Genomic DNA, 20901 nt, shown 5'->3' on the forward strand with positions numbered 1-20901 from the left:
ACCCTAGCTCTATTTCTTGAACAACTTGTAGTTTTAGACTTAAACTGTAGTCCTTTTGCGTGCGCTTTTTGTAATTTGATTCTTGTGGTTCCATGAATGATTAAGTGTTAAGTGTAACACTATTCTAGGACGTCACAATTAAAATAAATAAAAAACCGACCTCAAGTACTTAAATTGTGGTCGGTTTTTTATTTTCAGCAGCTAATTATATAACTACAGTTGCTCTAACTCTACTTCTTGCTTTGGGGCTTTATGGTTATTAATGTATTCGGTTGGGCTCATTCCATATTCCTTATTAAAACACTTGCTGAAATATTTTTGGTTGTTAAAACCTGTCATATAAGCTACTTCAGAGATATACATTTTGTTCTGTTTTAATAATTGTGCCGCTCTTTTTAATTTAATGGTTTTTATGAAGTTTATAGGAGTGTCGTTTAAAATCAGTTGCACTTTTCTGTAAAGGTTGGCCCTGCTCATTCCAATTTCAGAAGCTAAAAATTCAACAGTTAAAATGTTATTATTCATGTTTTCTTCAATAATTTTAATAAGCTTCTTAATTAAAATTTCATCATTAGAGTCCACTTGAATATCAACAGGTGCTGTTGTAATAACCTTACTGTATTTTTCCTTTAGGTTTTCTCTGGTTTTAAAGGTGTTTTTTAGTTTCCATTTCAAGAAGTCTAAACTAAAAGGTTTTTCAATATAATCATTAGCACCAAGGCTTAAGCATTCAATTTTAGTGTCGTTAGAGTTTTTAGCGGTTAGCATGAATATGGGAATATTATTAAATTCCTCATTCTTTTTAATTTGTTTTAACATCGAAATACCATCTTGTACAGGCATCATGATGTCACTAATTATAAGATCTGGTTTTTCAGTTAATGCGGTTTCATAACCTTCTTTTCCATTAGAGGCTTCTATGATGGTGAAATCTGAATTTAATTCATCCTTAATCATTTGTCTTAAATCAATATTATCTTCTACAATAAGGATTTTTGCTTTGTTGGATTTTACAATGGCTTGTAATGGCTTAATATCGCCAGGAGTTTTATCGATAACCTGAAATTCTGAAGCTTTAATAAAGTTTCTTTTTAATGGCATTCCGGTATCAATTCGTTCATTTTTATTGTACTTACCTTTAGAAATAGGAAGGTAAAAAGTGAACTCTGTAAACACATTTTCTTCGCTTTCTACTGTAATTGCGCCATGGTGACGGTCTATTAGTTTATGTACAAGCTCCATACCAATTCCTGTACCTGGAATTTGATTTCGTTGTGCTTTAGTGGCTTGGTAATAGCGATCAAAAATATATTGTAAATCTTTTTTAGGAATACCAATACCGTTGTCTTTTACAGTACATTTTATATGTTTTCCAATTAAGTTCTTATTACCAATTAGGGTATTATTTAGTTTTACTTGTTCTAGAGTTACGGTAATAGCTCCTTTTTCTTTGGTATATTTAAAGGCATTAGACAGGAGGTTGAAAAGTGTTTTTTCTAAAATATCTACATCATACCAGCCTAAAATTTCATCTTCAGCGGAAATGAATTCGTATTTTATATCATTGTTATTGGCAAAATCATTAAAAGCATTTTTAATGGTATGAACATCTTCTACAACATTATTCTTTGAGATATTTAGCTTTAATTTACCTTCATCAAATTTTCGAATATCCATTATTTGATTAATAAGGCGGTGCATTCGGAGGGTGTTGTTATAAATACGTTCGGAACTTACTGGGCTTAAAGTAAAATTCTTTTCTTTTATTACTTTTTCAATGGTTCCTAATATTAAGGACAATGGCGTTCTTAATTCATGAGAAATATCGGTAAAGAAAACCATTTTCATTCTATTATGTTCGTTGTCTTTTTCTCGGCTAATAGTTTCTTTTAATAAATTTTTCTTCAACACATACCATCTTCTTATTAAAATAGAGCTTATATAAATTATTAATAAGCCTAATATAATATAGATGATTATAGCCCAGGTACTTTTCCAAATAGGGGGTTGAATTGTAAAGGTTACTTTTGTTGGTTCTTCGTTCCAAACGCCATCACTGTTAGAACTTTTTACCATGAAGGTATAAGTGCCATTAGCAAGGTCATTATAATTGGCATTTCTATTAAAAGCACTGGTATAAACCCAGTAATTATGAAGCCCTTCTAATTTATATGCATATTCGTTTTTATTGGGTGCTGTTAAATCTAAAGAAGAGAAATTAACATAAATGTTATTTTGACTATATGGAAGTGTAATTTCTTTGGCGGAATTAATATTAATTTCATTCATTCTATTTAGCGTGCTATCGGACTTTGAATCGTCATTTTCGCCAAATGTTGAGAAGCTTGTAATTACAGTAGTGGGTACTATTGTTTGAGGAATTAGTTTTTTAGGATAAACACTGTAAAAACCATCGGAACAACCAAAATATAAGATATCTTTCTGTGGGTTGGAAGCACTTGAATTAAAAACAAACTGGTTTTCATTAATTCCGTCTTCAACACCAAATGGGGTGAATCTTTGAGTATTTATATTGTAAACGGTTAATCCATCTCGGGTACTCATCCATATATTTCCATTATAATCTTCTTCAATGGCAGAAACAATTTTTGGACTGTTAGCCTTACTTTCTTTAAAGTTTTTAAATGTATCCGAATTTTTTTGATATAGATTTAATCCGCCGCCACGAGTACCTATCCATACATTACCGTTTTTATCTTCGTGAAGGCTTAAAATAGCATTGGAAGTTAAACCGTTTTCTTTAGTTGGTAGATAATGTTTATAACGTTCCTTAACTAAATCTATTAAATATAAACCTTCTCCGCGAGTACCTATCCATAGTTTGTCTTCACTAGTTAACAAAAGGGCAGAAGTATGATGGTTTTTTAATTTTTCTATTATTTTTTTCTTAAAATCCGATATGGATTTGTTTCTATTCCAAACATCAATGCCACCGCTCCATAAGGCCACCCAAATTTCATTTTTATTGGTAGAGGCTATATGTTTAATGTGGTTCTTATAGGATTTAAGTTTTACTAAATTTAAAGAAGATGAATTTGGTTTGTAATTAATAGATTGATAAATACTTAAATTATCGGCAATTAAAAGTTCTGTTTTTTCGTAGGTTGTGGTAATAATATTAACCTCTTTTATGTTATTTTCAATTTTTGAATGTGTTTTTGTTAATGGATTGAAATTATAAAGTCCAGCATTTGTACCTACAAGAATACTATTAGTATCTTGAACGTTTAAACTTGAAGTTAAGTTATTATTGGTGGTAATCTGAGTATATTCAAAAAGTGAAGTTCTACCAAGGTATTTATTAATGCCTTTAAAAGAGCCTATCCATAAATTTCCATAGGAATCGTAAATAGTTGAGGTAATTTGGTTATTTAATAAATGAACGTTATGGTTGTTTTTATTATAATGATTGAAAGTATATTTATTGTTATTTCTAGTGGCTTTAATCATGCCATTTGAGGTGCCCACCCACAAATTATTATTTTCTGGATTAATTGCAGTGGTAGTTAGGTTACCAGCTACATTAAATGTGTTTAAAAGTTGTGAATAATTTTCAAGGACTTCTAAATTGTTATCCGATTTATTATAGCCTAAAACATATAAATTTTGTGGAGTAATTGCCAGTATTTTATTGTTCTCAAACAATTTCATGTCTACGATTCGTTCGGTAAAATTAGTTGCAACTAAACTGCCATTACTATCTAAAATTTGTATGCCTTGGTTCGTTCCTGCCCATTGTCTTTTAAAATCATCTTCTACCAAAACACTAATTTCTTTAGTTGTTCGGAAAAGGGAATTATTTGGTAAATTGCTAAATTCCGAAGCTAAATTTAGTTTCGTTATATCTTCATTAATCTTAATTTTTAGTAGTCCAACACCTTTTAAATTAACCCAGATAAAACCGTTTTTGGATTTATTTTTAACTACAGAAGTAACATTTTTTAGAAAGCCAGTAAATTTATTTTCTTTTCTGTTAAAATGAATAAGATAACTTTCACTGCCTATCCATAAATTTTGGTATTCATCTTCAATAATTGAATTTATATTATTATTTGGGAGTGAGTTGGGGTTAAAAACATCTAATTGATATTGAACCAGGTTATGACCATCATATTTGTCTAAACCAGAATTACTACCAATCCATAAATACCCAGAACTGTCTTCAAACAAGATGTTAACCTTTTTATTAAACAAAACCCCATGAATGTCTAATTCATGAAAATTAACAGGATTAGTTTGAGAGTATGCGGATGAAACATATAGGAGCGGTATAATTATAAAAAAATACTTAAGTATGGTTAATATTGGTTTAAAAAATGTCATAAAAAATGAATGGATTAAAAATGTTGAAAAGGTGCCTTTATTTCAATTTTGAGACAATTTACATAAATTTATTTCAATAACTGGTTTTAAGTTAACAGCTTAAAGGGGTGTTTTTGTAAAAAATATGGGGTTTAAATGTTGCATTTTGTGCTGTTTTATTATGGAATAATTGGCTGCAACATTTTTAGGGTGTATTTAGGAAAATCTTTTTTTACTTTAATAATATATTTGAATGTGTTGAAATGCATGTGTTAGAACATGTTAATTCAAATTAATATAAATTGAAAATAAATGAAAAAAGGTATTGTTATCTTAACAGCTATTTCTTTAAGCTTAGTGTTTTCCTGCGTAAATAAGGCTAATAATAACCAAGTTCCTACAAAGGTTGTTGAAGAGAACCCCGCTAAACCCAATATTATTTATATTCTGGCAGATGATTTAGGTTATGGTGATTTAAGTAGTTACGGTCAAGAAAAATTTAGTACCCCTAACATTGATAAATTAGCATCTCAGGGTATGGCGTTTACACAACATTATGCCGGTAATACTGTTTGTGCGCCCTCTCGATCTGCATTATTAACAGGTATGCATACGGGACATACTCCCATTCGTGGAAACAAAGAAGTAAAACCAGAAGGACAATTTCCAATACCAGATAACACTTATACGTTAGCAGAAGCCTTAAAAAAAGTAGGATATGTTACTGGCGCATTTGGAAAATGGGGTTTAGGGTTTCCAGGTTCCGAAGGCGATCCTGTGAACCAGGGTTTTGATGTCTTTTATGGTTATAACTGTCAGCGATTAGGGCATCATTATTACCCATATCATTTGTGGTCTAACCGAGATTCTATTGTATTAACTGAAAACGCTGGAAATAAAAAAGGAGTTTATGCACCTGAATTAATTCAAGAAAAAACGATTGCCTTTTTAGAAGAAAATAAAGATAAACCTTTCTTTTTATATGTACCATCCATAATTCCTCATGCGGAATTGGCTGCGCCAGATTCTTATATAGAGAAATATAGAGGAAAGTATCCACCAGAAAAGAAATTTAAAGGATTAGATAGTGGCCCAAATTACAGACAGGGGCATTATGAATCTCAAAAAGACCCACATGCAACTTTTGTAGCTATGATAGAAATTCTTGATTATCAAGTAGGTGAAATTATGGCTAAAGTAAAAGAATTAGGTATTGAAGAAAATACCATCATAGTATTTGCGTCAGATAATGGTCCGCATGAAGAAGGTGGAGCAGATCCTGAATATTTTAACAGTAACGGGCCATTTAAAGGAGTTAAAAGAGATCTATATGAAGGTGGTATCCGTGTTCCTATGATTGTAAAGTGGCCTGGAAAAATTAAAGAAGGAACTACATCAGATTTGATTTCGGCCTTTTGGGATGTGTTTCCAACATTTTCAGAAATAGCAGGATCTCCTGTACCGAATAATTTAGATGGTATTTCATTTTTACCAACATTATTAGGTAATGATAAGGAACAAAAACAACACGACTATTTATATTGGGAATTTCACGAAAGAGGTGGAAGGCAGGCTGTTAGAAAAGGAAAATGGAAAGCCGTAAAATACAATGTTTTAAAGAAACCTAATGCAGCTATAGAATTGTATGACCTTTCTGTAGATGAAGGTGAAACTAATAATTTGGCAAGTAAATATCCTGAAATTGTTGAGGAAATGGAGACCATTATGGTAGAAGCAAGAACACCTTCAAAAGTGTTTAAGTTCAATCAAGTATCTTTTTAAGTTTAATTAAATGGCTTTTAAGTAAGTAATATATCCTCTGTTATTTAATAAGTTAATATCTGTTATGTTTTTAAAAAATATTCATGTTGTATTATTTATAGGTTTGTTACAGGTGTTTAGTGTACCTGCTCAAAATATAAAAACAATTGATATTAACACTTCTAAAGGGCATTCAATCAAAAGAGGTGCGAGTGGTTTTAATGTTAGAATTGCTGACAAAGTATGGAGTTATACGCATCCCGAGTTTGTTGAAATCGTAAAAGAACTAAAACCAGGTTGGTTACGTTTTTTTTCTGGAACTATGGGTGATGCCTTCAGCAGTGCTACGGGGCAGTATGATTTGGATTATATTGCCATGTTCGACCACCAAAAGGAGTTTCTTAAAGGGCATCATTTTGTTGAAACCAAAGGACCACACAGGCTTACCGATTTATACCGACTTTTAAGAGAAATAAATGGAAAGTTGATTATTACAGTTAATGCATTTACAGAAAGTCCGGAAATGATTTTAGAATTAGCACGTTTCTGTAAAAACAACAATATTAAAGTAGAAACCTGGCAATTTTGCAACGAGCCATATTTTTATATTCCTAATAGAAATAGATATTGGTGGAATGATGGTTACGATTATGCAGCTAAAATGCAACCTTATGCTGAAGTTATAAAACAAATTTTTCCTGATGCTAATTTAGCACTTAATTATACTTGGGATGGTGTTTGGACATTCATGAAAGAAATAAATGAATATCAAAAAGAACATGGTGCCTACTGGAATGTGTTTTCTAAACATTCATACGCACCGCATACAGGAAAAAAAGAAACCTTAGAGCAGGCTTACAAACGTGCTAATACGAAACTAATAGAAGCTACATCACCTGCAGCTATGGATGAAATTGAAGCATACACCTGGAAAGATGTTCCAATGGTAATTACCGAATTTGGAGTTTGGAATAGCCCTTTAAACGGTATTTATTCAAGCATCTACAATATAGAGTACGTAATGCGCCAATTACAACATACCAATACGCAATATGTTGGCGCTCATGAAGTAAGTAATAAATATGTGCCACTTAATGGAAAAAATAAACTTATTGAGGATGCTTTTGAAAATCGTTTAAAAATTGAAACGGATACAATATTAACCGGTATTCGTAGGGATTTGGAAGGTAAAGCTTATAAAATATTCCATGAAGCTACCAATAATTCTGATTTTCTTTTTGAAACCAATATTTTAAATGCACCTCAAGTTCCTGGATTATCCAATAAAACGGAGTTGGGGATGTACGCACAATCATATAGGGGGTGCAATGGTTACAATTATTTAGTGATTACTAATAGAAGTGGAGAATCTAATAATTTTCAGGTGAAAACTAACGGCAAATTACTTCAAGAAAAGATAGAGACCTCCTATATTTCAGCAGATTCCTTAACGACTTTTAATACCAATATTCAAGAAACTTATTACAAAGATGGTTTAATTACTATTAAGCCATACAGTATTACTGTATGCAAATGGAAATCGGAAACCAATACATTGGCACAACCAACCATTTACGAAGCAAACATAGAAAAAGACGGTGTTTTGTTACATTGGGGGATGGTATCAAATGCTTCAAATTATAAAATTTATTACGGTACCGATATTTCAAATTTGGATAAAACGCTTTCTGTTGTTAATCAGAATAGTGTTTTGGTAAAAGGGCTTGAACTTAATAAAGCCTACTATTTTAAAGTGGGTGCACTTAATAATAAGTTCGGTAGCACTTTATCTGAAAGTGTTTCCGTAGTATATCAATTGCCTCGTCAACCAAAAATTTTTAAGGTTTCAAGGCGTGATGATGCTGTAACTCTTTTTTGGCAGAGTGTACCAAATGCTACAGGCTATTTAATAAATTACACCGACGAACATGGAAAGGCTATTGAAATAAATACCGATAATGTTTTTGGCTATAGGATGGAAGGTTTTAACGACCATACAACATATCAATTCACGGTTACGGCTTACAATGGCTTGGGTAAGGGGTTGTCTTCTGAAGCTGAAACAGTTTTGGTGTCATCAAGAGTACCCTTAAGCCCAAGAAATGTATCTGCAACAAAAAACACTTCAAATAGTATTGAAGTTAAATGGCATGCTCAAGATGAAGTATTGCCTAATACTTGTTATAATGTATATCGCGGAGAAAAATTACATGAATTTATTAAAATTGCTACTTGTATTCAAGATACCATTTATACAGATAATGATGTAGATGCAAGCAAGCAATATTACTATACTGTAAAGGCTCAAACCGAAGTTGGAGAAAGTAATTTTCATCCTAATATCGCAACTACTTTATCAGTAAAGAATGCTGATAAAATTACAATTCAATTTATAGAAACTCAGGAATCAGGTTATTTGGTTAAGGTGAAATTAAATAAAATGAGCTTAAACCCTAAGGATGATTATGGTGTAATTATTAACAATGTTTCTTATTTAAACGTCGAGGATTTAAAAATTTCTGGAGCTCCTGAAAAGGAGGGAAGCACTACTTTTAATGTGTTTATTCCGTTAAGTAAAGTAAAGGAAAATTCAAATTACGCTATAAAAGCATTTGTCACCAAACAGGGGAAAACAACCGAAAGTGCCATAGTAAATCAAAAAATAACTAAATAACAATAATACAATTAACATTTATAAAATGACAAAGTATTCTATTATCATTCTCACAATTTTTACTTTTATTTCTTGCCATCAGGTACAAAAAAATAAAATGGTTTATGTAGCAGATACATGGGTTAATCCAGAATGGGAAAATCCAGAAATATTTCAAATAAATAGAGAGGAACCAACGGCTTCTTTTTATAAATATCTAGACGAAGCATCGGCCATTGCGAATGCAGATTGGAAAAAATCGCCTTTGTATCAATCTTTAAGCGGGACATGGAAATTTTATTATGCAGATAGTGTACAAGCAAGACCAGCCGATTTTTATAAAAACAATTTTGATGTGTCTCAATGGGGCACTATCGAGGTGCCATCAAACTGGGAGTTGAAAGGGCATGGGATTCCTGTATATACAAACAGAACTTATATGTTTCCTGCAAATCCTCCATTCATACCTCACAATTTAAACAACAATGGAAGTTATAAAAGAGATTTTGAGGTTTCTGAAGATTGGAATGGTAAAGATATTTATCTTCATTTTGAAGGTGTAAGTGGTGCCATGTATGTTTGGTTAAACGGCAAGATGGTGGGTTATAATGAAGGTAGTAAAACAGCAGCCGAATTTAAAATTACAGACTTAGTTAAAAAAGGAAAAAATAGTTTGGCAGTTCAAGTATTACGCTGGTCCGATGCTAGTTATATGGAAGATCAAGACTTTTGGAGATTAAGCGGTATCGAACGTGATGTGTATGTATATGCTACTAATAAAGTGACTTTAAGAGACTTTAGAGTGACTTCAGATTTAGAAAACAATTTTAAAGATGGTATTTTTAAGGTCGATTTAAAGCTAGATAATAATTCGCGAAATAGTGTTGAAAAAGAAGTGAAAATACAATTATTGGATGGTGATAAAGTCATTTATTCGAATGCTAAAAAAGTACAATTAGATAAGGGTAGAACACTTGTAAGTTTTGATAAAAATATTCCAAATGTTAAAACTTGGAATGCAGAAACACCAAATTTATACACACTTTTAATTAGTGTAAATGGAGAATCTACTGCTATAAAAGTTGGATTCAGAAATATCGCAATCAAGAACAATCAGTTTTTGGTAAATGGAATGCCTGTTTTATTAAAAGGAGCCAATTTACACGACCATAGTGATACGGAAGGACACGTTATTTCAGAAGCATTAACCATCCTTGATTTACAAGTAATGAAACAGAATAACTTAAACGCCATTCGTTGCAGTCATTATCCCAAAAATCCACATTTTTATAGATTGTGTGATAAATATGGTTTTTATGTAATTGATGAAGCAAACATTGAAACCCACGGCATGGGAACCACTAATCAAGGTTTAAATAATGATAAAAAGGCACAAGCTATACATCCTGCATATTTACCACAATGGAAAGGGGCGCATATGGATAGAACAATACGAATGTTTGAACGCGATAAAAATTACCCATCTATAGTAACCTGGTCTTTAGGAAACGAAGCAGGTAATGGAGAAAACTTTTTTGCTACTTACGATTGGTTAAAGGCACAAGATAAAACAAGACCGACCCAATACGAAGGTGCAACAGCATATTCAAATACCGATATTCAGGCACCAATGTATTGGCCAATTGAAAAAATGATTGAGTATGCAGAGAATAATCCAAAACGTCCTTTAATTCAATGTGAATATGCACATGCTATGGGTAATAGTGTTGGTAACTTGCAAGATTATTGGGATGTTATTGAAAAGTACGACATTATGCAAGGTGGTTTCATCTGGGATTGGGTAGATCAAGGTATTTTAACAAAAAATGAAGCAGGCGAATCGTTTTGGGCGTATGGTGGCGATTTAGGCGGTGCAAATTTACAAAACGATCAAAACTTCTGTTTAAACGGTATCGTTAATCCAGACAGAACTGCACATCCTGCACTTTATGAGGTTAAAAAAGTATATCAATATATTAAGTTTAAAGATGTAAACGTAAAAAATGGTGAGATTGAAATTAAAAATATTTATGATTTTACTAATTTAAATACTCTAGACTTCTCATGGATATTACTTAAAAACGGTAAAGAAGTTGCCAATGGCAAACTGCCAGTTTTAAATGTTGCACCATACACCTCTGAAAAAGTAAAAATTAATTTGCCTACACTTGATGATGCATCAGCAGAATACCATTTAAATCTATATGCAAAAACCCAAAAAGGTACAGATTTGGTGCCAAGTAATCACGTAGTAGCTTATGAGCAATTGGTGGTTTCAAAAGGGAATAATGTATTTCAATTTGAAAATTCAAATGAAGCTATTTCTGTAAATGAAAATACAGATGAAATTAACCTTTCAGGTAAATCATTTAAAATGTCGTTTAGCAAAATAACAGGTGCTTTAATAGTTTTAGATTATGGAAATGGAAATGTATTATTAGATGGTATTAAGGTTAATTTCTGGAGACCAACTACCGATAATGATTTTGGTTTTAAAATGCCAAAAAAATTAGGAGTTTGGAAAGAGGCTTCAAAAACGCAAGAACTTATTTCCATAAATAAAACTATGGAGAATAATAATATAACCATTAGCACTAAATTTAAATTACCTGCTGTAAATGGTAGTTTAGAAATTAATTACACGGTAAATGAAAAGGGTGTTATTATGGTTAAAACAAATATTTCAAATATAAATTCAAACTTGCCTGTAATGCCAAGATTTGGAAATAATTTTATAGTTAAAAATGAGTTTAGCAACGTAAAATGGTTTGGAAGAGGGCCTCATGAAAATTATCAGGATAGAAATACGGCGGCATTAATTGGTAGTTATGAAGCCTCTGTTGATGATTTGTATTTCCCGTACATTCGTCCGCAAGAAAATGGTTATAAAACTGAAACGCGCTGGGTGTCATTTACAAATAATATTGGAAACGGTATAAAAGTAACAGCCTCAGATTTAGTGTCTTTTAGTGCGCATCATCAGTACAATAACGATTTTGATGCAGGTGAAGAAAAATCACAAACACATACCACAGATATTAAGAAACGCGATTTAGTAAACATCAATATCGATTACAAACAAATGGGTGTTGGTGGTGATAATAGTTGGGGAAGAATGCCTCATGATAAATATCAAATTAAAGCACAAGATTTGAGTTATGGTTATTTTATTGAACCTATAAAAGCAGGAAAGTAAAGAGTTTTAGTTAGTTGTTGATAGTTAGTTTAACTGTTGGGTGTAATTATAAAGAATGAATTAAAATCGTTTTTTTAATAATTGCGCCCAACTATTTTAATACCAAAAACACAATTAAACATGGTAAGATTTTTAAATATTTTTAGAATTGAAAAATTAGCGGTTTTTATCCTTTTTTTTGCCCCATGTTTGGAGCTAACAGCAATTAATTATACTGCAGAATCCAATAAAGCGTCCAAAAGAATCAGTTTTAACACCGATTGGAAATTTATACAAAGCGATATTTTTGGTGCCGAGAAAATTGATTTTGATGATGCTTCATGGCGAACTTTAAGCTTACCACACGATTGGAGTATTGAAGGTGAATACGATGAAAATAATCCAATGGGAGATCAATGTGGGTATTTACCAGCAGGATTTGGATGGTATCGCAAAACCATAGAAGTACCCTCAGACTGGAGAGGCAAACATATTGAAATTGCATTTGATGGTGTGTTTATGAATAGTACCGTTTGGGCAAACGGACAAAAACTAGGCACCAGACCCTATGGTTGGATTTCCTTTGCCTATGATATAAGTGAAATAGTTAAGCATTCGAATAAAATAACCTTTGCGGTTCGTGTAGATAATGATAAACAACCCGCCGCACGTTGGTATACAGGTAGTGGTATTTATGCTCATGCCTGGATTGATATAAAAAATAACACCCATGTTGCTAGGAATGGGATTTTTGTTAAAACTGAAGGCAATAATGTTTTTGTTGAAACAGATGTAATAAATAAGTTTAATGAACAAAAAAGAGCCTTATTAATTACTTCCATTGTTGATAAAAATGGCTTGATGGTGGCATCATCTAAAAATAAAATCAAATTTACCGAAACGTCTTCAGTAAAAACGAAGTTAGCGATTTTAGCTCCAGAACGTTGGTCTATTGAAAAGCCGTATTTATATACTTTGAAAACTGAACTGAGGGCAGGAAATAAGCTTATAGATTTGGTTGAAACTAAATTTGGCGTTCGCGATATTGAATGGATACCTGAAACCGGTATGTGGTTAAATGGTAAAAACGTGAAGTTACAAGGGGTTTGTAATCATCAGGATGCTGGGGCTTTAGGAGCCGCTGTGCCAGATAAAATTCTTCGTTTTAGAATTCAGCAATTAAAGGATATGGGCGTAAATGCTATTCGAACATCGCATAATCCGCAAACCCCTATCTTTTATGATATTTGTGATGAGTTGGGTATGCTAGTTATGGATGAAATTTTTGATGGTTGGAAGGAAAAAGCCAAAAACGATTATGGAGCACATCACTTTGATACTTGGTGGAAACGCGATTTAACCGATTGGATAAAACGCGACAGAAATCATCCTTCAATAGTTATTTACAGTGTAGGTAACGAAACGGGAGGTGCTATTGCTAAAGATTTAGTGGAAACTTGTAATGTTTTGGACCCAACACGCCCAGTTACTTCGGGGCATTCGGGCTCAGAATATATGAATGTTTTGGGAGTTAATGGCGGAAGCGAAAAACAAGGGTTTCTGGAAAATATAGAAAAAAATCAAGAAGGGAAAGTGTTTATTGGTACCGAAAACACACATACATGGCAAGTAAGAGGCTATTACAGAACCAAAACTTGGTATAGAGATGGATTTCCAAATAAAAATCAAAGACCTTACGAAATTTCAGATTTAACCGAGAAGGAAGTTTTTACCCACGATTGGATTGAAGATTCCAAAAGAAAAAATAGAAAGCAAATTTTCAACTCAAGTTTTGATAATGCTACGGTACGAGTGCCGTCTCGATTGAATATTGCACAATTGCGCGACATTCCAGCTTATGCAGGTTCGTTCCGATGGACGGGTCATGATTACATAGGAGAAGCAGGATATGTGCATGGTGGCTGGCCGTTTAAAGCTTTTATGGGTGGTGCAATCGATTTAGCAAATTTTGAAAAAGATTTGTACTATTTGTATCAGAGTCAATGGACCACAAAGCCTATGGTGCATATTTTACCACATTGGACGCACCCTAAGGTACAACTTGGTACAGAAATTCCAGTTTGGGTATATTCGAATTGTGATGAGGTAGAACTATTCTTCAATAATACATCGTTGGGAAAATTAAAACCAGGAACCGAATGGGATAAAATGCAATGCCAGTGGTTAGTAAACTGGCAACAAGGAACTTTAAAAGCTGTAGGGTACATAAAGGGGAATGTGGTCGCAGAAGCAAAAATTGCTTCGGCTAATCAACCTTCTAAAATTAGATTATCCGTAGATGGTGAATCTCTGGGAAATAAGCTAAATGACATCGTTCAAGTACGTGTTACCACAACCGACAGTAAAGGAGAATTTTATCCTTACGGTGAAAATAGAACGTATTTTAATGTATTTGGTGCTGGAAAAATTAAGGCATTAGACAATGGAAGCCCTGTAGATGTAGAACAACATGTAGGGCCTAATCACAGAACTGCTTTTTACGGATTAACGCGTGCATACATAGAATCTACAAAAGAAGATGGGGATATTAACCTTTTGGCAAGTTGTATTTTGGGTGAGAAGAAATTAATCACTTCCAACAAAGTAAGTGTAGATACACAAATCATTAATTTAAGAGGCAAAACAATACAACCTAATATTGAAATATTCTATACAACCAATGGTGATGAACCTACGAGGCATTCTACTAGATACACCGGTAGTTTTGAAATAGAATTAGAAACGACTGTGAAAGCGTTAATCGTAATGGATGAAAAACCAATTCAAGTTTTAGTAGAACAATTTGGAAAACATGAGGGCTTTACTTGGAATGAAAACACGAATAACATCGGAGAAATAGGAGAACAAGCCGAAGAAGCAAATCTTACGAAAGCTGAAGTTTCTTCAAAAGGAACAAATTACAACGGAAAGGGTTATGTTATTTTGGCAGGAATTGGATCTGGGATTTCTTGGTATCAGGAGAATGATGGTGCTGCTGGAAATGTAGATTTATCCATTCGTTATAGCTCAAAAAATCAAAATTCAACAGAAAATGCCATTCAAATTATAGTTAACGGCAAAGTTGAAAAAAACAAATTATTATTGCCTAATACCGATAATTTAGGAAATTCATGGCACGTATTAGAACTTCCAATTCAAATAGAGCGTGGTGCTAACACTATTAAAATAGAAGCATTAAATAATGAAGCGTTTTTTATAGATGAGATTTCTATTAAATAAAAGGTTGTATTAAAATATGGCCTTTTAAAATTAAGCACAAGTATTTTAATTGCAACATTTGTTGTCCTAAATAGAGATTTTTAAATTATTTATTGGGTTTAATTTAGTGGTTATTATCACAATACATAATAATCGAGCCAACTAACTAACCATTAAAATAAATGAATTTCAATTTAACTATCATTATTAGAGGTGCTTTCCCGTTCTTTTTATTTTTATTCGGAAAACATTTAATTGCTCAAAGCATTACTGTCAATACGGCTAATGTAAAACAGAAAATAGAATTTGTGGGAGCCGATTTTGAACGCTCTCAAAACTTTGTACAAAAAGCTTTAAATCCGGATGATATTATAGAATGGGCATTTAAAGATATTAATTTTAACATCTGTAGAGTTGCTTATGACAAAGTTCAGAAAACCGAAAACTACAAATTTGAAGTAGAAGCAAATAATATATCAGGAACAGGAACCTATGTGCAATGGCAGTTAATAGATGCGGGCAATGGTTATTATTATATTAAAAATGTAGCTTCCAATACGAATCTTCAATGTATAGACACAAAAACAGTTGATAATGGTGGTAATTTGGTTTATTCACGTCCAGCTAGTTCCTGTACAGGTAGCTGGTGTAAATGGGAGTTGGTAGAAAGTACAATTTCACCTGGTTATTATAATATTAGAAATGTAGGTTTAAATAAATATCTACAATGTACTTCTGATGTATCTGCCAACACTGGTCTATTTGTTAGAGCAGTTGATGTAAACATAGCGAATTCTGAAAACGATGCTGCTTTATGGTCAATCTCGCAGCAAGGTAATTCGACAACTACAATTTTTATTGATAATAAAGGCTTTCAAAAAAGACTGCGTTATACCGACATTGATGAAGTTGTAGAGAATATGGCTTTTTATGACGATGCTATTTTGACCATGAAAGCTATCAAAGCAGCAAATCCAGATGTGAAATTTTTAGCAACAATGCGTTCAGATTATAATGGATACAATAGTGATAATAGAAATAATTTGCCCGAGTATATCTATAACTATTCCTGTGTAGAAGCCAATGAGGAAGGAAAATGTATTAGAACCTTAGGAAACAGTGCCTTTAATACTGATGCCTTTGGGATATTTCTTGCCGATTATTTGGAATTAATGCATACAAACGGACTAACAATATCTTATTTAGCAACAGCTAAAGAATGGACAGTAGTTACCGCGCAACGCTCGCACGACACTTATTTGAAATTAGTAAGTGAGTGTGCTAATAGGGGAATTCCTGTTCCAGAAATAATAGCACCAGCATCTTGGTCACTTTCCCAAGGTATAAATTATGCCAATCAAGTAGCTGATTTAGGATTTCAAGATGAATATCATTCATTTTCGTCGCACAATTTAAATAGCCAAGATGAGCTGTTTAGCGATTTTGCAAACGCCGCAAGTGCTATAGGAAAAAAAGCATGGAATGATGAATCGTCTGCGGGTGGGGGTTCAAGAACACAGGGGGTAAACCCAGATCTCAGTTTAGCTATTGACGCCTATATAGAAAAAACTAAACAATATGAAGGCGGTTTGGTAGGAGAGTGTTTTTTTGAAATTAATTCTAGGGGTGTAGATTCAGAAACACGAACCATATATTTTAAAAATAATACGGAAGCTAAAAGGTTACGTAGCTACTATATCATGAAAGATTTTGCTAATAATATTGTCGATAAGAATTATATACAAAGCACGATTTCTTCATTGACTAATGTACACACTATGGCGTTTGGTTCCGACCATAGATTTACCTTGGTTGTAATTAATGATGGTGAAAGCGATATTAATAATTTACCTATTCATTTCAATAATGTCCAATTAAATGGAAATATTCAGGAGTCTTCATGGGTAAACACTTCAAATGATGAGGGTGATAAAAGAGTAATAATTAAAGAAAACGCCAGTTCATTTAAAACAGATATTAGAGCCAAAAGTATTAACATCTATACAATAAATGACACTAGTAGTTTGTCTGCCAACTCGTCAATTGTGAAAAATGCAGCAACTATTTACCCCAATCCTGTTTCTGATGATCTGATTCAAGTAGCCATTGATGATTCTTATTTTAATGAAACCGTTGTTTTTTCAATTTCAGATTTAAGCGGGCGCATTGTAAAAAAAGGAATTTTAGAAAAGACTAAAACAATTAATATAGGCAAACTTTCAAAAGAGATTTATCTGCTAAAACTTGAGTTCAAGTCTATTAAACAAACCTTTAAAATTGCTAAAAATTAGCGCGCAATTGGGAATTTTTTTATATGAAATTGATAATATGTTTTCTTGAAAAGTTCAGATTGATATCATAAAACAAGCAATAATAGTTTTATAAACAGGATTAGAGTGATAAATGATCATTTCGCAACATTTGTATCCCTCATTTGAGAATTTTACAACTGTTAAATGTGTTAAAAATTCTTAAAATTACATTCTATTAAATATTGAACCAATTAATAACCAATAACTAAACAAACTAAATTATTTCATGAATATGAGAACAGATTGCAAAAAAGGATTTTATCGTTTTTTAAATAAAACAATGAAAATACCTATTAGGCTATTCAGCGCATCGTTATGTGTTATTTTAATTTGTATGCCACATGTTTTGTTGGCTACGAATAAAGATTTATCTAACGTAGAGCTCCAGCAGGATATCATAATAAAAGGAAAAGTATTGGATGAGTTAGGAGTGCCATTGGTAGGAGCCACTATAATTCAACAAGGTACTTCAAAAGGAACCACTGCGGATTTTGATGGCGAGTTTAGCCTAAAAGTAGATTACAATTCTAATATAGAAATTAGTTATATAGGTTACAAAACTAAAGTTATAGCTAACATCATTTCTGCTTCTTCAGTAACAATAGCAATGGAACCTGATACCACTAGTTTAAACGAGGTAGTAATTGTTGGTTTCTCTACCCAAACAAAACAAACTTTGGTTGGTGCCGTTGAATCCATAAAAGGAGAATCGTTGCAACAAGTTGGTTCTGTAAGTACTATTTCAGAATCGTTACAAGGTGCAATTCCTGGTTTAACAGCTATCAATACTAGTGGAAAACCTGGTGCAGATGCAGCCGATTTATATTTAAGAGGCCGTTCCTCTTGGCAAGGCGATGGTGGGCCACTTACATTAGTTGATGGTATTGAACGTGATATAAACAATTTGGACCCTAATGAAATTGCAACTATTTCTGTTTTAAAAGATGCATCTGCAACTGCAGTTTACGGGGTAAGAGGTGCAAATGGTGTAATTTTAATAACAACAAAACGAGGTAAAATAGGAACCCCTAAATTTAATTTCAATACCAATATTGGTTTTAAGCAATCTACAGCAAAGCCACGTTTTGCGGATTATATTACAGCTCAAAATTTATATAATGAAGCAGCGGCTAACGATAAAAACTGGGGACAATTAATTCCAGGTTCAACAATTGCTGCATGGGAACAAAATTACGACCAAAGAGGACCATACAATATATATTTCCCAGAAGTGGCTTGGACTGATGAAATTATGGGTACAGGTTTAGAGCAAACTTATAATATGAGTATGAGTGGTGGATCTACTTTAGTTAAATATTTCGTGTCCTTAGGGTATAGAAATGATGGTGATATTTTTAAAACAACGCCTAATGAAGATTACGACCCTGCTTTTGGTTTACAAAAGTACAATTGGCGCTCTAATTTTGATTTTGATGTAACACCTACAACAAAATTTAGTATTAATTTTTCTGGGAATTACAGAGAAAGAACCCAACCAGGTTATCGTATCGATGGTGGTGGAGAAGATGGTTATGGTCAATCCCAGTTCTTTTCTTTATTGTTTACAGCGCCTAGAAATTTGTTTCCTATAAAAGATGAAGAAGGTATATATGGAGATAGTACAACAGGAGAATCGAACGTTATAATGGCGTTGAATGAAGGAGGTAAAAGAACCTATCAATATTTTCAAGGTTTTTATGATGCCGAAGTTACTCAAGGTTTAGATTTTATTACTAAAGGATTGGACTTTAAAGGAAGCATCAATTACTCATCTGAATCAAGTTATGAAAAACAAATACTTCGTGGTGGTCTTGGTTCTGCACGTGTTGGGATTATTAGATATTATAGAACTTACGACTATTCCAATCCTACTGTTGGTGCCGATGGGCAGGTAACCTATCCCATATTAAATGAGATCAGATTTCCAGATGATACGTCACAAGGAGACCCCGTAACAGCAACGACCCCAAGCTTGTATGCTTATGGACGAAGATTGAATTATAAATTTCAATTTAATTACAAACGCCTTTTTGGAAATCACAGTGTAAGCGCCAATGCTATTATGTGGAGACAATTAGATACCTATAGAACTAGTTACTCTGCTAAAAGAGAAGAATGGATTGGTCGTGTAAATTATTATTATAAAAACCGTTATTTATTAGAAGCTAATGGTTCTTACTCTGGCTCGGAAAAGTTTGCAGCAGGGCAACGATTTGGTTTCTTTCCTTCTATTGGTTTAGGTTGGGTAGCATCTGAAGAGCCAATCATCAAAAAAATGACTGAAAATTGGTTAGATTTATTCAAAATTAACTTTTCTTATGGTATAACAGGTGATGATCCAGGTGCACGTTTTCAATATTTTCAATCCTTCGGAACAGCCAATGCGGGTATTAACTTAGGCTATGATAATTTAACAAACTATGGCCCAAGATATACCGAAGGTGCTCTTGCAAATTTAAATTCAACTTGGGAAGAAAGTAAAGTACATAACCTTAGTTTTAAACTAGATTTATTGAAAAAAATAGAATTTAGTTTAGACTTATATAAAGAGCAACGAACAGGTATTTTAATGGATGTTAGGCTTCCTACTTTTGTAGGTGTTCCAGACTTAGCAACAGGTAACATTGGAGAAACTAAAAAGCATGGTTACGAATTGCAAGTTGCTTGGAAAGATAATATAACCAAAGACCTTAAGTATAGAGTTAACTTTAATACCGCTTTTTCTGAAAATAGAGTGGTATACAGAAATGACCCAAGGTTAAAGCCCGAATATTTGCAACAAGCAGGAAAACCAATTGGTTGGTCAAGTAGATTATTAGAAGCTGGTTTGTATCAAAGTTTAGATGATATTTATAATGGAGCAACACCAAGTTTAGGTATTTCACAAGCTAACTTAATACCTGGCGATGCTTTGTATGTGGACTATAATGGTGATGGCGTTATAACCAATGCCGATAATGTGGCCATGGATAAAAATATTGGTTTCCCGTTACGAACCTATTCATTAGGTCTTAATTTGGATTATAAGAATTTTGCATTATCCGCTAATTTTTATGGGGTATCCGATGTGGGATACATTATTCCAAACGTTTATTATTTCAATTTTCTAAATTTCATTCAAGCCAATGAAGATGTAGGAAATCGATGGACCCCAGACAATGTAACAGCAACAAAACCAGCATTGCATTTAACCGATACACATAACAGAACTGCAAGTACTTTAACCTATGCCGATGGTTCCTATATTCGGTTGAAAAGTGTAGAGTTAAGTTATAAGTTTGAAAAAGGAGCTGTGAAAAAATTAGGCTTAACGTCAGCACAACTTTATGCTAATGGTAATAACTTATACACATGGTCTAGGTTGAATAACGATCAGTTAGACCCTGAATCAGGAGGAACAGGTGATTACCCGATAGTAAAAAGATTTAGTTTAGGTTTAAGAGTAGCATTTTAATTTA

The 20901-nt window shown here is 32.9% G+C and carries 7 protein-coding genes; 6 read left to right on the top strand and 1 reads right to left on the bottom strand.

What is annotated here, in order from left to right:
* Positions 1 to 213: 213 nt before the first annotated feature.
* Entirely contained in the window at positions 214 to 4344 is a 4131-nt protein-coding gene (locus tag ABYI63_RS10135) for a two-component regulator propeller domain-containing protein (RefSeq protein ID WP_372756103.1), read from the bottom strand.
* Between the two features lie 291 nt (positions 4345 to 4635).
* Between ABYI63_RS10135 and ABYI63_RS10140 the strand changes: the two genes are divergently transcribed.
* The 6 genes from ABYI63_RS10140 (at position 4636) to ABYI63_RS10165 (ending at position 20897) form a co-directional block, all read left to right on the top strand.
* Complete coding sequence (locus tag ABYI63_RS10140) at positions 4636 to 6105, top strand: arylsulfatase (protein ID WP_372756105.1); 1470 nt, start codon at positions 4636 to 4638, stop codon at positions 6103 to 6105.
* A gap of 64 nt (positions 6106 to 6169) precedes the next feature.
* Entirely contained in the window at positions 6170 to 8758 is a 2589-nt protein-coding gene (locus ABYI63_RS10145; RefSeq protein ID WP_372756107.1) for a fibronectin type III domain-containing protein, read from the top strand.
* 25 nt (positions 8759 to 8783) lie between these two features.
* A complete protein-coding gene (locus tag ABYI63_RS10150; protein ID WP_372756109.1) occupies positions 8784 to 11933 on the top strand; it encodes a glycoside hydrolase family 2 TIM barrel-domain containing protein in 3150 nt (1049 codons plus the stop codon).
* 120 nt (positions 11934 to 12053) lie between these two features.
* Positions 12054 to 15152, top strand: coding sequence for a glycoside hydrolase family 2 TIM barrel-domain containing protein (locus ABYI63_RS10155; protein ID WP_372756111.1), 3099 nt, complete (start codon positions 12054 to 12056; stop codon positions 15150 to 15152).
* A gap of 161 nt (positions 15153 to 15313) precedes the next feature.
* The gene (locus ABYI63_RS10160; protein WP_372756113.1) at positions 15314 to 17422 is read left to right on the top strand and encodes a T9SS type A sorting domain-containing protein; all 2109 of its coding nucleotides are present in this window, start codon (positions 15314 to 15316) and stop codon (positions 17420 to 17422) included.
* Between the two features lie 301 nt (positions 17423 to 17723).
* Positions 17724 to 20897, top strand: coding sequence for a SusC/RagA family TonB-linked outer membrane protein (locus ABYI63_RS10165; protein WP_372756115.1), 3174 nt, complete (start codon positions 17724 to 17726; stop codon positions 20895 to 20897).
* The last annotated feature ends 4 nt before the right edge of the window (positions 20898 to 20901 follow it).

Source organism: Mariniflexile sp. (assembly GCF_041583155.1).
GTDB lineage: Bacteria > Bacteroidota > Bacteroidia > Flavobacteriales > Flavobacteriaceae > Mariniflexile.

Coding starts and splice junctions, on each gene's coding strand:
- ABYI63_RS10135 (WP_372756103.1), bottom strand. CDS start 4,344: ATGACATTTTTTAAACCAATATTAACCATACTTAAGTATTTTTTTATA.
- ABYI63_RS10140 (WP_372756105.1), top strand. CDS start 4,636: ATGAAAAAAGGTATTGTTATCTTAACAGCTATTTCTTTAAGCTTAGTG.
- ABYI63_RS10145 (WP_372756107.1), top strand. CDS start 6,170: ATGTTTTTAAAAAATATTCATGTTGTATTATTTATAGGTTTGTTACAG.
- ABYI63_RS10150 (WP_372756109.1), top strand. CDS start 8,784: ATGACAAAGTATTCTATTATCATTCTCACAATTTTTACTTTTATTTCT.
- ABYI63_RS10155 (WP_372756111.1), top strand. CDS start 12,054: ATGGTAAGATTTTTAAATATTTTTAGAATTGAAAAATTAGCGGTTTTT.
- ABYI63_RS10160 (WP_372756113.1), top strand. CDS start 15,314: ATGAATTTCAATTTAACTATCATTATTAGAGGTGCTTTCCCGTTCTTT.
- ABYI63_RS10165 (WP_372756115.1), top strand. CDS start 17,724: ATGAAAATACCTATTAGGCTATTCAGCGCATCGTTATGTGTTATTTTA.